A 13572-nucleotide genomic window follows, 5' to 3' on the forward strand; every position below is an offset into this window, starting at 1 on the left:
CGGCCGGGGGCGCGGCGGACGATGCGGATGCGGGCGGTGCGGCCTGTGCGGGCGGGGCGGAGGTGACGGCCGGTGCGGGTGTGGCGGATGCGGGCAGGTCGGCCGGTGCGGGCAGGTCGGACTGTGCGGGGGGCGTGGCCGAGGCGGCCGGGATCGGGGCGGGGTACCGGGGCGTCGTCGTGCCGTCGGGGCCGGTGTCCTGAGGGGTCGCCGTCATCGTGCCGCGGCCTCCTCGCAGGCGCGGGCCACCGGCCGGGCATCCACCCGGGCCGGGCTGTCGTCCCCGCCCAGCGCCCAGCGGGCCACCAGACCCAGCGCCACCGCCGTCAGCACCGTCGACGGCCCGCCGATGTCCGCGTACGCGAAGTCGACCAGCAGCCACACCAGCAGCCCGCAGGCCACCAGCCCGCAGTCCGTGGCACCCGCCCTCGGTCCGGCCGCCCTCGGTCCGGCCTCCGCCCCCGGCACGTTCCGGCGGGCCCGCAGCAGCTCACGCAGCGCGCACACCAGCAGCGCCAGCCAGCTCCCGGCCAGCGCGACCAGCCCCAGCAGCCCCTGCTCGGCGAGGACCAGCAGATACATGTTGTGCGGAGACAGCAGCGGCTGCCGCCGGAACGCGGAGCCCGCGCCCTGGGTGTCGCTGCCGGACGACAGCGCCAGCGAGGCGTGCGCGTCCCGGTACTCCGGGAAACCCTTCAACCCGACGCCGGTCAGCGGCCGTTCCCGCCACATCCCGGCCGCCGCCGCCCACATCGTGTACCGGTCGGTCACCGACCGGTCCGGCGCCTTTGCGACCCGCGTGATGCTGTCGGCGCGCTCCTGGAGCATCGCCGTACCGACACCGAAGCCGCCGACCAGGACCACGCCCGCCGCCACCACGGCCGCGGCCACCGCCAGCGCCCGCCGCAGCCCGGCCAGCACGAGCTGTACGGCGCACGCCACGGCGGTCGCGATCCACGCGCCCCGGCTGAACGACAGCGCCAGCGGCACCAGCAGCGCCACCGCGGCGGCCCCCGCGAGCCAGCGCTGCCGTGGTGCGCCGTGCCCGAGCGTCAGCCCGAGCGCGCACACCACGCCGAACGCCACCACGGTCGCCATGCCCATCACGTCCTGTGCGCCGAACGTGCCCACGGCGCGGATCTCCTCCCCCTGGTAGGAGGCGCCGGTGCCGGTCGCGTACTGGTGCACCCCCACCGCGCCCTGCCACACCGCCAGCCCCACGAACGACCAGGCCAGCAACCGGAAGTCGGCCCGGCCCCGCACCAGCAGCAGCACCGCCGCCGGCACCAGCACGAAGATCTGCAGATACCGGCCGAGACCGCCGAGCCCGGCCCCCGCCGACGACGCGCCCATCGCCGCGACGGCCAGCCCCGCCACCGGCAGCCCCAGCACGAGCGCCGCCGTACGGCTCAACGGGCGCCGCCGCTGCCGCAGCAGCCGTACCGCGCAGAACAGGACGGCCAGCGCGGACGCCGCGTCGGCAGGGCCCGCGCCGCCCTCACCGCCCGGCTGGACGGGCAGCGCCAGCAGGGCGACGACCGCCACGACCGGCAGCACGGGGGAGAGCCGGGACGGGCCGCGGTCGGGGCCGGCGGCGGGCTGGGCGAGGTTCATCGCGGGCGTCAGCTCCCCGTCGGGCGCACGAGCAGGGCGGCGGTGCGCAGCAGGATGCAGACGTCCTGCCACAGCGACCAGTTGTCGATGTACGCGTTGTCGAAGCGGGCCCGGTCCTCGATGGAGGTGTCGCCGCGCAGCCCGTGGATCTGCGCGAGGCCGGTCAGGCCGGTCGGCATCCGGTGCCGGGCCGCGTAACCCGGGTACATGCGGCTGAACTGCGCGACGAAGTACGGCCGTTCGGGGCGCGGCCCGACCAGGCTCATGTCGCCGCGGAACACGTTCCACAGCTGGGGCAGCTCGTCCAGGGACGTCCGCCTCAGGAAGCGGCAGAACCAGGTCATCTGCCGCTCGTCGGCCACGCTCCACCGGGTCGCGGACTCGTGCGCGTCGGCCGGGCGATGGGTGCGGAACTTCAGCAGGGTGAAGGGACGGCCGTCCTTGCCGACACGTTCCTGCCGGAACACCACCCCCGGCCCGCCGCTGACCCGCAGCGCCGCCGCACAGCCCAGCAGCAGCGGGCCCGCCAGCAGCAGCAACACCCCCGACACCACCACGTCCAGCACCCGCTTGCCGGTGCCGCCCCGCCGCCGCGCGCCCATCTCCAGCCGTCGGCAGGGGAATCCGGCGAGCTGCTCACGGCAGGCGTACGCCGGGCCGTCCGCGTCCAGTTCCCACACCGTGCAGCCCGACCGGGCCAGCGCCCGCAGCAGCGGACCCTGCTCGGCCCGCACCGAGGGGTGCACGGCCAGCACGTCCCGCACTCCGTGCCGGACCAGCGCCCGCTGCACGTCCGCGCCCGACGCCAGCACGGGCAGGCCCCCGCCGCCGTCCGCCTCGTCGGCCACCACACCCACCGGACGCATCCCGCACCGCGGATGCCGCAGCAGGGCGGCGGCGACCCGCTGCGCGGTCCCGGCCGGGCCGAGGACCAGCGCGGCGCGGGGGCGGCGCAGCAGCGCGGCCCGCCGCCGCAGGTGCACCACCGCCCGGCCGGTGAGGGCGGCGGCGCACTGCACCGCCACGCCGAGCAGCAGGGTCCGCGCGGTCAGCGCATGACCCGGCCGGTACGCGGCGACCAGCGCCGCGAGCCCCAGCCAGCCGACGGCGATCCGCCCGCACACGGACGGCAGTTCGTCGAGGACGCCGGTGACCTGCCGCTGCCGGTGCGGGCGCAGCAGCAGGGTCACGCCGAGCAGCGCGGCGGCGAGCAGCGGGCGCCGCCGGCCGCCGCTGAACGCCAGGGCCCCGGCCAGCGCGGCGACGGAGTCGGCGGCCAGCAGGGGCAGGCGGGAGGCGGGCCGGGCGGGCGGCCGGTGCACGGACCGGAAGCCCCCGCCGGGCCGGGGCAGGACGGAGACGGGCGAGGAGGCGGTGTCCCACGGCGTGGCGCCGGGCGAGGGGACGGTGCTTTCCGCGGTCACGAGTGGACTGACTCCCTGTACTCGGCGGACACGGCGGGCGCGGGTGAGGCGGCGGGGCCTGCGGGACAGGACGGGGGCGCGACGGGCACGGCGGAGGCAGCGGGTGCGGCGGCGGGACACGTGTCCGTGGCGGGGGTCGCGGGCGTGGGCCATCGGCCGTCGAGCAGCGCGCGGTAGACGTCCGCGACGGCATCCGCGGTGTTTCGTACGTCGTGGGCGGCCAGGACATGACGGCGGGCCAGCTGCCCGAGGGACTCCCGCAGCGGCGGGTCCGCGAGCAGCGCGGCCAGGGCGCGGGCGAGCGCGTCCGCGTCGCCGGGCGGCACCAGACAGTGCGCGGCGAGCCCGCCGGGGAGGCTCTCGCGGGCGCCGTCGACGTCCGTCACGACCACCGGCCGACCGCAGCCCATCGCCTCCAGCGGCGCCAGCGCCATGCCCTCCCACCGCGAGGGCAGCACCACCACATCGGCCGCCCGGTACCAGGGCACAGGGTCGGGCACGGCACCCGCGAACAGCACCGATCCCGGCGCCCGCGCCGCGAGTCGCTCCCCGTCCGGGCCGTCGCCGACCAGCACCAGCCGCGCGTCCGGGCAGCGGCGCAGCACGCTCTCCCACGCGGCGAGCAGCACGTCCTGCCCCTTCTGCCGGCACAGCCGGCCCACGCACACCACCAGCGGCGCCGAGGGCCCGACGCCGGGCAGGAGCCGGGCGCGTACGGGGCCGGCCGGGGCGGGGGAGTGGCGCACGGGGTCGATGCCGTTCGGTACGACGGACCAGCGCGCGTCGATCCCGGCGCGCACCCCTCGCTCGCGTTCGGCCTCGCTCACGCAGACCGTGCGGTGCGCCCAGCGGGCCGCGCCGCGCTCCCAGGCGAGGGCGAGGGCGGCGGTCGCTGCGCCGACCGCCTCGAACGACCAGGCGTGCGGCTGGAACACGGTCGGGACACGGCCTCGCACGGCGAGCCGCCCGGCCAGTCCCGCCTTGGCGCTGTGCGCGTGCACCAGGTCGGGCCGTACCTCCGCGACGATCCCGGCCAGCCGCCGCACCTCGCCGAGGAGGGAGGGGCCCGGCGAACGCGTCGCCCGCCAGGGCCGCACGTCCGCGCCGCGCCGGCGCAGAGCGTCGGCGAACGGGCTGTCGGGGCAGGCCACGGCGACCCGCGTGCCGGCGGCCAGTTGGGCCCGTACGAGGTCCGTCACGACACGGGCGACGCCGCCGTCCACCGGCTGGGCGATGTGCAGGATCCGAGGCGGAGGGTCGGTTGGCTGGTGCATTGCGCGGTTTCCTCGCTCACGGGGGGCGCTCGGGACGGGGCGGGAACTGGCGGGAACGCGCCTGATGCCGGACGTCGTCGGCGAAGGGAAGCGCGCCGGCCCGCGCCGCGTCCGGCTGGCAAACGAGCCGGAAGGTCAGCTGGTCACCACCCTCTGCGAGGCCTTGGGAAGCGATCCCGGGTGGTCCGCAACTGTAGCGGCTATCCGTATTAATCCGGAGAAACCGGTCCAAGTGTGTCGGAAGGGTCAAGTCCGGCCCTCGCGCAATCACCCCTTTGGCGGCACAACTCCGAGGATTTCCGCGCGTTGACACAACGCCGGGCATCCCGCCCGGGTGTTTGTGTCAATTCCAAGGAGCACCTCTCCATGTCGCGTATTGCGAAGGGTCTGGTCCTGACCACCGCGGCCGTCGCGGCCGTCGCCGGTGGCGCGGGCGTCGCCGCCGCCGACTCGGGCGCGCAGGGCGCCGCCACCCACTCCCCGGGTGTGCTGTCGGGCAACGTCGTCCAGGTCCCGGTCCACGTCCCGGTCAACGTCTGCGGCAACACCGTGGACATCATCGGCCTGCTGAACCCGGCCTTCGGCAACACCTGCGCCAACGACTGACGCACCCGCCGTCCGCGACCGGCCGCCTTCCCCCGGGGAGGGCGGCCGGTTCGCTGTTCCCAGGAGCCGGCACACCCCCGAACGGACGCGGTCGGTTGCGGGGGCGCGGGGCCGCTCGCACGGTGGCGGACACGATCCGGACCCACCCGCCGTTCGAAGGGAACCCTCATGCCCCGTACGTCTGTTCGGCGTGCCGTGTCCGCCGCGCTGTGCGCCGCCCTCACTCTCGGCTTCGTCGCCACGGCATCCGGTGCGCCCCTTTCCGGCACGGCGGTGCCGCCCGCCCCCGGTCCGGCGGACACGCCCGTTCCCCGCACCAAGGCCCTCCTCGCCCAGGCCGGCGGGCTCGGCACGCTCGGCGGTGTCCTCACACCGGTCGCCCGCCTCGTCGACGCCGCCCTCAGGGCCGACGGCGGCAGGCTTCCCGCCGACCAGGCGGGCCGGCTCGCCGACGCGGCCACGGACGCCCTCGGCAAGCTCGCCACGGCGAAACCACCGAGCCGCCCGGCGAGCACACCGGGTCCGGCGACGGCCACCGCCGCCACCCTGCCCGCACCGGCCCGGCCCACGGTGACCTCGTCGCCCTCGGCGTCCGCGGCCAGGCCGTCCACGCCGTCCACGCCGTCCACGCCGGCCTCGTGGGCGGCGGGCGCGGGCACGCCCCCTGCGGCGTCGAGTCCCGCACCCGTGCGTCCGTCCGGCGGTACGTCGGCCGGTACGGCCGTCCGGCGCGCGTCCGCGCCCGCAGCCGCCGACCTGCGGGGCGAGGCGGTCGCCGCCCTGCGGAAGCGTGTCGACGCCCTCGTGCGGGCGGCGACCGCCGGTGACGCCGCCCGGGTGGCGTCCACGGCGGACGGTGTCGTACGCGGCCTCGTCGACCTCGTCGCCGTCGTCATGCTCACCGGAGGGCTGCCCGCACCCGATCTGACCGGGCTGCCCTCCCTGCCGGACACACCGTCGGCGTCGGCGCGCTGACTGCGCGAAACCGGAACCCGGAAGCCGACGCCGCCGTGACCCCGGCGAATTTGCCCGGCGCGGGGTTTCCGCATCCCCGTGTGGCTCGTTGGGCACGGCGTCAGAGTCGTCCGAGGCGACCGGAGCCGTCCTGAGGCGCCCCGAGTCGCCGAAGAAAGGAACCCGATGAAGTCCCTGAAGGCTGCCGCTGTCGTTGCCGGGTCCGTCGCCCTCGCCGGTGTCGCCGCGCCCGCGTTCGCGTACGACACCGCCGACCTCACGCCCACCAGCCTCAACGGCGCCGTCAACTCGCTCACCAAGGGCCCCATCGACGTCATGCCGATCAAGCACCAGTCGGACGCCCTCGACACCGAGAACAAGGACTCCCTGCTGCACACCGTCAAGGGTGCGACCGGTGCCCTCAACCAGCACCAGCAGCTGCTCGGCGGGCTGCCCCTCCAGGGCTGAGCCCCGGGCCGTCCGGGGGCCGGTACCGCGCGGCGGCACCGGCCCCCGGTGCTGTCAGCGGGCCGTGCCCGCCGCGTCCCTCGTTCGTGTGGACAGCCCCGTGGGTGTCATCCGTGCGGGTGAGCGGCGGCCCGGTCGCCCGCCGGCCCGTCGATAAGGTCGCGCGGTGACCTCAACCTCAAGCGCAACCCGCCCCTTCAACGTGGCCGACCTGGGCACCCTGGTCGTGATGCCGTGGAGCGGCGAGGCCCCCGACGGCAGCGACATGCCCTACCTGCTCGCCTACTCCCTCGGTGACGCCGAGGGCGGCGCGGCCACCACCGGCGCCGCGATCGAGCGGCTGCTCGGCGACAACGGCCTCAAGGTCGGAGGCGAGCTGGTCGACGGTTCCGAACGGCCCAGCCTGCCGGTGACCCTGCTGGTCGCGTCCGGCTCCGCCGTCGTCACCATGCCCCACCTCAACGCCCAGTGCACCCCGCCGCCGGAGTGGCTCGCCGCCGTCGAGCAGCGCGGCTACGCCTACCTCGTCTTCACCACCCGCCCGTGGCCCGAGGCCGAACCCGGCAAGCCGGTCACGCCGGAGGCGCTCGCCGAGTTCGCCGGCGCCGAGGAGACCCTGACGGCAGCCGCGCACATCATCCTCCCGACGCGCAGCCTGCGCAGCTGATGGCGGACCCCACGGCACGGCAGAGGCCGCGGCACGCCCGTGGCACGGGCGGCGGTCGGGGCCTGGCCCTGCTGACGGTGCTCGCCGGCGCGGCCGGACTGCTCGCGTCCTGGGTCATCACCCTCGACGAGTTCAAGCTGCTGGAGGACCCCGACTTCACCCCCGGTTGCAGCCTGAACCCGGTGGTCTCGTGCGGCAGCGTCATGCAGAGCGACCAGGCCCAGGTCTTCGGGTTCCCCAACCCGATGCTGGGCCTCGTCGCGTACGGCATCGTCGTCTGCGTCGGCATGAGCCTGCTCGCCGGCGCGGTCTTCCCGCGCTGGTACTGGCTGACGTACTGGGCGGGCTGCCTGTTCGGCGTCTGCTTCGTCACCTGGCTGCAGTTCGAGTCGCTGTACCGGATCAACGCGCTCTGCCTGTGGTGCTGTCTCGCCTGGGTCGCCACCATCGTGCTGTTCTGGTACGTCACCTCGGTGAACGTGCGGCGCGGGGCCCTGCCCGCCCCGGGCTTCGTACGGGCGTTCTTCGACGAGTTCACCTGGGTGCTGCCCGTGGTGCACATCGGCGTCGTCGGCATGCTCGTCCTCACCCGCTGGTGGGACTTCTGGACCAGCTGACCGGGCCGATGATCCGACCGGCCGACGAACCGACCAGCGGGTGAGCTGTCGTACGACAACTGCTGCACTCGGGCGAATTGTGCGCTGACGGCGTTTTCCCGCTCGTTGTCCGGTACGCACGTCAAGCTGCCGACACCGCGAAAGGCTCCGTACCCGAGATGAAGTCGACCACCCGAGGAACCCTCGCCGCCGTACTCACGTGCGTGGCCGCCGCGGCCGGCGCCGCCGTCGGGGCGTCCCCCGCCGCCGCGTCCCCCACCGTGCCCGTGCCGGTGCCGCTGGAGGGCGTGGAGCACTCCCTCGGCATGGAACTGCCCGAGGTGAGCGGCGAGTTGCCGGTGCCGACGCCCGGCGCGCCCGACGGCCCGCGCTACGTCGAGGGCCGGCTCCTCCCGGACCGGGCGCTGCCGCAGCTCCCGCTGGACGCCGGGCTGCCCGGCGTCGATCTGCGCGCCCCGCTGCCGCACGTCCTCGGGGACGACTTCGACCACGCCGCCCTCGACGCCCCCGCCTCCTCCCTGCGCACCCTCGGGCCCGGCCTCACCGCGGACGCCCCCCTCACCGCACCCGACCCGCAGGCCTTCGGGCTGCCCGGCGTGAAACTGCCGCAGGCCGGCGTCCTCACCCCCGTCCTCCAGGCGGTGCCGGGCGCCGACCTGGGACTGGGCTCCGGGCTGTAGGGCCCGGGTTTCCGGCCCCCTCCCGGGCCTGCGTCCGGGCCCACCGGCACAGGGCCGCGGGGCAGGCGGCAGGACGACCGCGTGCCCCGCGGCCCTCGCGCGTCGCGGGCCACAGGGCCGTACGGGCGGGTCGCGGTGACCCCGAGGCCCGCCGGACGGTTACCGCTGCGGGGCGCCCGGCCCGCGCAGTGGGCACACGCCCCCGCAGCGATGTCCCGTGAGCGACGAGGAGCACAGCATGGTCGTAGGCGTCGGCGAGGTGGCGATCGGCGGACAGCGGAAGGAGACCGACGGCCCCACGGAGGCCGGCCCGAAGGAGGCGGCCGGCCCCGCGAGACCTGCCGGCCCCTTCACCCGTAGAGGCCTGCTGCGTGCCCTGGTCGCGCCGGCGTTCGCCCTCGCCGTCACCCCCCTCGTCGTGGCCTCCCGCTCCACGCACACCACGGCCGGCGGCGACGGGCAGGGCGCCGGCGCCTTCGACGAGACGTACCGCGGGCGCCGTATCCGGGGCGTGCCCGTGGCCGGGACGCGCACCGCCGGCGGCGAACAGTGGCGGGTCACCGTCGACGGCCGCCCCCTGCACCTGATGCGCCGCGCCGACGGCACCTGGCTCAGCGTCGTCGACCACTACGGCTCCCACGCCACCCCGCTGGAGGCGGCACGCGCCGCCGTCGACGCCCTCGGCCCCGGCGAACAGCTCCGCCGGCAGCCCCTGGCGCACGGCCGGCACCACCACACGGGGGGAGGGGAGCATGGCGTACACGCGTAAGAACGTCAGCGCCCTCACCGCCTCCGAACGCCGGCGGTTCGTGAACGCGCTGCTGGAGATCAAACGGCGCGGCGAGTACGACGAGTTCGTCCGCCTGCACATCGAGTACTACACCGCCGACGGCGAACAGGGCCTGCGGGCCGCGCACATGACGCCGTCGTTCCTGCCCTGGCACCGCTACTTCCTGCTGGAGCTGGAGCGGGCGCTGCGCCGGGTGGACGACTCGGTGACCGTGCCGTACTGGGACTGGACCCGCGACCGTTCGGCGACCTCGCTGCCGTGGACCGACGATCTGCTCGGCGGGAACGGCCGCCCCTCCGACCAGCAGGTGATGACCGGGCCGTTCGCTTACGCCGGCGGCCGGTGGACCGTCCGTGAGGGCGTCACCGACCGGCCGTTCCTCACCCGCGACCTCGGCCGGGCCCGCGCCCCCATCGATCTGCCGACCCGGAGCGACCTCGACGGGGCGCTGAGCGACGGCGTGTACGACGTGGCGCCCTGGGACTCCACGGTGTCGCGCGGCTTCCGCAACAAGCTGGAGGGCTGGGGCGCCGGGCGGGGCAGCGCCTCCTGGCGGCTGCACAACCGGGTCCACCGCTGGGTCGGCGGGGCCATGCTCGGCGGCGCCTCCGTCAACGACCCCGCGTTCTGGCTCCACCACGCCTTCGTCGACCTTCAGTGGACCCGCTGGCAGCAACTCCACCCGGGCGCCCGCTATCTGCCGGAGCAGCCGCCGGCGCCGGGTGACCCGCAGTGGGGGAGGGTCATCGCCCGGCACCAGACGATGCCGCCGTGGGACGTGACCCCGGCGTCGCTGGAGGACGTCAGCGGGATCTACCGGTACGTGTGACCCGGGCGCCACCCTCGTCGGACTTCTCCACGACGAACGCGGAGATGCCGTTGGAGCGCTTCGCCGGGTCGGTGACGGCCACCGTACGGTGCCGCCGGGCCGGGTGCCCGTACAGCGACCGCGGGCCGACGCCCGTACGGCGGCCCCGGCCCCCGTCCCCGGCCCCGGACAGGGAAACGGCCCGGCCCCGTCCCCCGGACACGGCCGCGTCCCGGACACGGCCCTTGGGCGCGGGCACGGAACCGTCCCCGGACACGGGAAGAGCCCCGGTGCTCGAGGTGCCGGGGCTCTCGCCAGGGGCGTGCCGTCGCGGAACGTCAGTTGCCGTAGCCGTTGCCGCCGTGCGAACCGCCGTCGTTGACGCAGGTGTTGCCGAACGCCGGGTTCAGCAGCCCGATCACGTCGACGGTGTTGCCGCACAGGTTCACCGGGATGTTGACCGGGACCTGGATGACGTTGCCCGACGCCACACCGGGGGAGCCGACGGCCTCACCCTGGGCGCCCGCGTCAGCCAGCGCGAGGCCGGCCCCGCCGAACACCATGGCGCCCGTGCCGAGCGTGACGACGGCTGCCTTCGCGATGCGAGACATCACGTTCTCCTTCTGATCGTGGAAGCGCGACGGCCGGATCACGCCGCCGCACTTCCCTTTCAACGCGGGCACTTCGGGCAGGTCACGGCATCCATGCACGGATCACCCTTTTTGAACAGGCCCGGCCCGTCCGCTGTGCACAAGCGCCGCACAACCGCCGCGCAAGCCAGGCCCGAGCGGGGCGCAAGCGCCGCGCAAACGCGGACCTTGGGCGGGGTCCCGCCCGGTGACATGCTTGCGTCATGGGAGCCTGCAGGACCGCCCGGGAACGCGCCCGGGACGAGATCACCGCCAGCATCAAGGAGGAGGCCCGACGCCAGCTCGCCGCCACCGACGCCTCCCAGCTGTCGGTGCGGGCCCTCGCCCGCGAGCTGGGCATGGTCTCCTCCGCCGTCTACCGCTACTTCTCCAGCCGCGACGAACTGCTCACCGCACTGATCCGCGACGCCTACGACGCCCTCGGCGAGGCCGCCGAACACGCCCTGGACACCGCCGACGGCGCCCCGCCCGCCGAGCAGTGGACCGCCGTGTGCCGCGCCGTACGGGAGTGGGCGCTGACCCACCCGCACGAGTACGCGCTGATCTACGGCTCGCCCATCGCCGGATACGCCGCCCCCGCGGACACCGTCGCCTCCGCCGAACGCGTCGGACGCGCCCTCATCCGCGTCGTCGCCGGCGCCGCCGCCTCCGGCACCCTCGACACACCGCCGGACGCCGCCCTGCCCGACGGGGTCGCAGCCGACGCCGAACGGCTCGCCGCGCAGTACGCGCCCGGCCTCGGCGCCGCCCGTATGGCACCCCTCGTCGCCGCGTGGGCGCAGTTGTTCGGACTGGTCGGCTTCGAGGTCTTCGGACAGTTCCACAACGTCGTGACGGCACGCGACGCGTTCTTCGACCACGCCTGCACGGGACTCGCCCGCCAGGTCGGCCTGCGCGTTCCGCAGCCCGCCTGACCCCCGGCGGCCGGTCCGGGACGTGTGAGGAATTCACATCCGCCGAGGGCCCCTTTCACGGGCCGGGACGTGAAGACATCGGTGGAGACACCCCTGCCCTCCGTGCGAACGTCCTGGTGGAGAAAAGGGGGAAGCCATGCAGATCGGGGTTCTCGGACCGCTCGTGGTGCAGGTGGCCGGCACGTCCGTGGTGCCCACCGCGGCGAAACCGCGGCAGATGCTCGCGCTGCTGGCCGCCAACGCGGGACACGAGGTCGGCATGGCCGCGCTCGTGGAGGAGCTCTGGGACGACCGGCCGCCCAGCGGGCCCGCCCAGGTCGTGCAGACGTACGTCAAACAGCTCCGCCGTGCCCTGGCCCGCGCCGCCGGCGTGCCGCACAGCGCGCCCGAACCGAAGGAACTCCTGCGGCGCGGCCACACCGGCTACACCCTCGACATGCCCGGCGCCGCCGTCGAGGCCGACGAGTTCACCCGGCTCGCCGAGACCGGACTGCGCGCCGCCGCACAGGGCGACGACCCCGAGGCCGCCGCCCGGCTGCTGCGCCGGGCCCTCCGCCTGTGGCGCGGCCCCGCCTTCGCCGACGTACGCACCGGGCCGGTGCTGCGGGCCCAGGCACTCCGCCTCGACGAGGAACGCCAGGCCGTCCTCGAAGCGCGGATGACCGCCGACCTCCGCCTCGGCCGGCACGCGGAGATCCTCGGTGAACTGTCCGCGCTCGCCGAACGGTTCCCCTTCCAGGAGAACCTGCACGCCCTGCTGATGGTCGCCCTCTACCGCAATGGCCGGTCCTGGCAGGCCCTGGAGGCCTTCCGCAGACTGCGCAGCACCTGCGCCCGCGAACTCGGCATCGAGCCGTCCGCCCGGCTGCAACGCCTCCACCAGGCGATTCTCTCCTCCGACCCCCGCCTCGACACCGACCTCGCCGACCTCGACGCAGGTTTGGTCGCCCTTTAGCCACACCGTGCAGTGTGAACGCGTACCGGCCGGATCCGTTCCTTTCCAGGCGACGGTCTCCTGCCGCCCCGGTGAGCCATCCCCCGCGCGGCCCGTGCGCGGCGCGGGCGGTGCGCCGCCGGGACGACAGGCCTCCGCACGCCGTGCCGAGCGGCGGATCCGGCCGGTTCCTCACGCTGGACGATCCGAGGCGGAACGAGATGACGCGATACCTGGCCCGGAGTGTCACCGAGCACTCCGACGACACGATCCCGCTGTTCTGCTTCCCGTACGCGGGCGGGGGAGCCTCCGCCTTCGGGCGCTGGCAGCGCTCCCTCGACGCGCACGGCGCCGGCGTGACCGTCGTGCCCATACAGCTCCCCGGCCGTGAAGGACGCATCGGCGAACCCCGGTTCACCGACCTGTGGGCCCTCGTCGAGGACATGGACGACCAGCTCGACGACGTGCTGTGCCGGCCGCACCTCTTCTACGGGCACAGTATGGGCGCCCTCCTCGCCTACTCCCTCGCCTGGCGGCGCCAGCAGCGGGGCGCGCCCCTGCCGCTCGCCGTCGCCCTCAGCGCCTACCGCGCCCCGCACCTGCCCGCCCCCAGGATCGCCGAGCCCGGCGCCAGCGACGAGGAACTCATCGCCTCCCTCGCCGCCCTCGGCGGCATCCCGCAAGTACTGCTCAACCACCCCGACTTCCTCTCCGCGCTGCTGCCCGTCGCCCGTGACGACCTGATGCTGTGCACCGGCTACACCGCGTCCCCCGACACCGAGCCGCTGCGCGTGCCGCTGCACCTGTTCGCGGGGCGCCGCGACCGGCTGGTGACCGTGCCGGAGGTGCTGTCCTGGCGCCGGCACGCGGGACGCGGCTTCGAGGTCCGCACCATGCCGGGTGGGCACTTCTTCGTCCGCGCCCACGAGGACGAGTTCCTGCGCGAACTCGCCGCGACGACACGGCAGTACGCGCGCGTGCCCGTCGCCGCCTGAACCGGCCCCGCCCGCCCGCGCCGGGTCCGGGCATGACGGATTCACGGTGAGACGACGGCGTCCCTCACTTCTGCCGGCGACCTTGCGGGTGCCACATTGAGCCACCCGGAAGAACCTGGCGGGCCTCGCCCCTCGCCCCCTCGCCCCCGGGCGGGGGCGAGGGGGCGAGGGGCGAGG

15 protein-coding genes and 1 pseudogene are annotated in these 13572 nt (G+C 75.3%); 11 read left to right on the forward strand and 5 right to left on the reverse strand.

Features of this window, described 5'->3' with window-relative positions:
• The 4 genes and pseudogenes from MTQ10_RS19685 to MTQ10_RS19700 all read right to left on the reverse strand — a co-directional run.
• Positions 1-217, reverse strand: a pseudogene (locus tag MTQ10_RS19685) (hypothetical protein); the annotation flags it as partial.
• Positions 214-1614, reverse strand: coding sequence for an O-antigen ligase family protein (locus MTQ10_RS19690; RefSeq protein ID WP_247469880.1), 1401 nt, complete (start codon positions 1612-1614; stop codon positions 214-216). The pseudogene MTQ10_RS19685 and the gene MTQ10_RS19690, both read right to left, overlap by 4 nt.
• Positions 1615-1622: 8 nt before the next feature.
• Positions 1623-3038 carry an exopolysaccharide biosynthesis polyprenyl glycosylphosphotransferase gene (locus MTQ10_RS19695; RefSeq protein WP_247469891.1) on the reverse strand — a complete coding sequence of 472 codons (1416 nt, stop codon included), beginning with the start codon at positions 3036-3038 and terminating at the stop codon, positions 1623-1625.
• Entirely contained in the window at positions 3035-4312 is a 1278-nt protein-coding gene (locus tag MTQ10_RS19700) for a glycosyltransferase (protein ID WP_247469893.1), read from the reverse strand. The genes MTQ10_RS19695 and MTQ10_RS19700 overlap by 4 nt, the downstream gene beginning before the upstream one ends.
• A 366-nt stretch (positions 4313-4678) precedes the next feature.
• Between MTQ10_RS19700 and MTQ10_RS19705 the strand changes: the two genes are divergently transcribed.
• From MTQ10_RS19705 to MTQ10_RS19740, 8 genes are all read left to right on the forward strand, one after another.
• A complete protein-coding gene (locus MTQ10_RS19705) occupies positions 4679-4918 on the forward strand; it encodes a chaplin (RefSeq protein WP_247469894.1) in 240 nt (79 codons plus the stop codon).
• Between the two features lie 168 nt (positions 4919-5086).
• Positions 5087-5893, forward strand: coding sequence for a hypothetical protein (locus MTQ10_RS19710; RefSeq protein WP_247469895.1), 807 nt, complete (start codon positions 5087-5089; stop codon positions 5891-5893).
• Positions 5894-6058: 165 nt separating this feature from the next.
• Positions 6059-6340 (forward strand): hypothetical protein, encoded by a 282-nt coding sequence (locus MTQ10_RS19715; RefSeq protein ID WP_247469896.1) that lies wholly within the window; start codon positions 6059-6061, stop codon positions 6338-6340.
• A gap of 166 nt (positions 6341-6506) precedes the next feature.
• Positions 6507-7007, forward strand: a complete 501-nt coding sequence (locus tag MTQ10_RS19720; protein ID WP_247469898.1) for a DUF5949 family protein — start codon at positions 6507-6509, stop codon at positions 7005-7007.
• Complete coding sequence (locus MTQ10_RS19725) at positions 7007-7624, forward strand: vitamin K epoxide reductase family protein (protein ID WP_247469900.1); 618 nt, start codon at positions 7007-7009, stop codon at positions 7622-7624. Before MTQ10_RS19720 ends, MTQ10_RS19725 begins: the two co-directional genes overlap by 1 nt.
• A 158-nt stretch (positions 7625-7782) precedes the next feature.
• Positions 7783-8304 carry a hypothetical protein gene (locus MTQ10_RS19730; RefSeq protein WP_247469902.1) on the forward strand — a complete coding sequence of 174 codons (522 nt, stop codon included), beginning with the start codon at positions 7783-7785 and terminating at the stop codon, positions 8302-8304.
• Positions 8305-8542: 238 nt separating this feature from the next.
• Positions 8543-9073, forward strand: a complete 531-nt coding sequence (locus tag MTQ10_RS19735; RefSeq protein WP_247469913.1) for a tyrosinase cofactor — start codon at positions 8543-8545, stop codon at positions 9071-9073.
• The gene (locus MTQ10_RS19740) at positions 9057-9923 is read left to right on the forward strand and encodes a tyrosinase family protein (RefSeq protein ID WP_247469904.1); all 867 of its coding nucleotides are present in this window, start codon (positions 9057-9059) and stop codon (positions 9921-9923) included. Before MTQ10_RS19735 ends, MTQ10_RS19740 begins: the two co-directional genes overlap by 17 nt.
• Before the next feature lie 317 nt (positions 9924-10240).
• Here MTQ10_RS19740 and MTQ10_RS19745 read toward each other — a convergent pair whose 3' ends face one another.
• Positions 10241-10513 (reverse strand): chaplin, encoded by a 273-nt coding sequence (locus MTQ10_RS19745; protein WP_247469906.1) that lies wholly within the window; start codon positions 10511-10513, stop codon positions 10241-10243.
• A gap of 242 nt (positions 10514-10755) precedes the next feature.
• Between MTQ10_RS19745 and MTQ10_RS19750 the strand changes: the two genes are divergently transcribed.
• From MTQ10_RS19750 to MTQ10_RS19760, 3 genes are all read left to right on the forward strand, one after another.
• The gene (locus MTQ10_RS19750; protein ID WP_247469908.1) at positions 10756-11466 is read left to right on the forward strand and encodes a TetR/AcrR family transcriptional regulator; all 711 of its coding nucleotides are present in this window, start codon (positions 10756-10758) and stop codon (positions 11464-11466) included.
• 136 nt (positions 11467-11602) lie between these two features.
• Positions 11603-12421 (forward strand): AfsR/SARP family transcriptional regulator, encoded by an 819-nt coding sequence (locus MTQ10_RS19755; RefSeq protein ID WP_247469910.1) that lies wholly within the window; start codon positions 11603-11605, stop codon positions 12419-12421.
• A 200-nt stretch (positions 12422-12621) separates the two neighbouring features.
• Entirely contained in the window at positions 12622-13395 is a 774-nt protein-coding gene (locus tag MTQ10_RS19760) for a thioesterase II family protein (protein WP_247469912.1), read from the forward strand.
• Positions 13396-13572: the final 177 nt, after the last annotated feature.

The sequence above is a fragment of the Streptomyces sp. XM83C genome (assembly GCF_023072675.1).
Lineage (GTDB): Bacteria > Actinomycetota > Actinomycetes > Streptomycetales > Streptomycetaceae > Streptomyces > Streptomyces thermocoprophilus.

Coding starts and splice junctions, on each gene's coding strand:
- MTQ10_RS19755 (WP_247469910.1), top strand. CDS start 11,603: ATGCAGATCGGGGTTCTCGGACCGCTCGTGGTGCAGGTGGCCGGCACG.
- MTQ10_RS19705 (WP_247469894.1), top strand. CDS start 4,679: ATGTCGCGTATTGCGAAGGGTCTGGTCCTGACCACCGCGGCCGTCGCG.
- MTQ10_RS19740 (WP_247469904.1), top strand. CDS start 9,057: ATGGCGTACACGCGTAAGAACGTCAGCGCCCTCACCGCCTCCGAACGC.
- MTQ10_RS19690 (WP_247469880.1), bottom strand. CDS start 1,614: ATGAACCTCGCCCAGCCCGCCGCCGGCCCCGACCGCGGCCCGTCCCGG.
- MTQ10_RS19700 (WP_247469893.1), bottom strand. CDS start 4,312: ATGCACCAGCCAACCGACCCTCCGCCTCGGATCCTGCACATCGCCCAG.
- MTQ10_RS19715 (WP_247469896.1), top strand. CDS start 6,059: ATGAAGTCCCTGAAGGCTGCCGCTGTCGTTGCCGGGTCCGTCGCCCTC.
- MTQ10_RS19725 (WP_247469900.1), top strand. CDS start 7,007: ATGGCGGACCCCACGGCACGGCAGAGGCCGCGGCACGCCCGTGGCACG.
- MTQ10_RS19710 (WP_247469895.1), top strand. CDS start 5,087: ATGCCCCGTACGTCTGTTCGGCGTGCCGTGTCCGCCGCGCTGTGCGCC.
- MTQ10_RS19750 (WP_247469908.1), top strand. CDS start 10,756: ATGGGAGCCTGCAGGACCGCCCGGGAACGCGCCCGGGACGAGATCACC.
- MTQ10_RS19735 (WP_247469913.1), top strand. CDS start 8,543: ATGGTCGTAGGCGTCGGCGAGGTGGCGATCGGCGGACAGCGGAAGGAG.
- MTQ10_RS19745 (WP_247469906.1), bottom strand. CDS start 10,513: ATGTCTCGCATCGCGAAGGCAGCCGTCGTCACGCTCGGCACGGGCGCC.
- MTQ10_RS19760 (WP_247469912.1), top strand. CDS start 12,622: ATGACGCGATACCTGGCCCGGAGTGTCACCGAGCACTCCGACGACACG.
- MTQ10_RS19730 (WP_247469902.1), top strand. CDS start 7,783: ATGAAGTCGACCACCCGAGGAACCCTCGCCGCCGTACTCACGTGCGTG.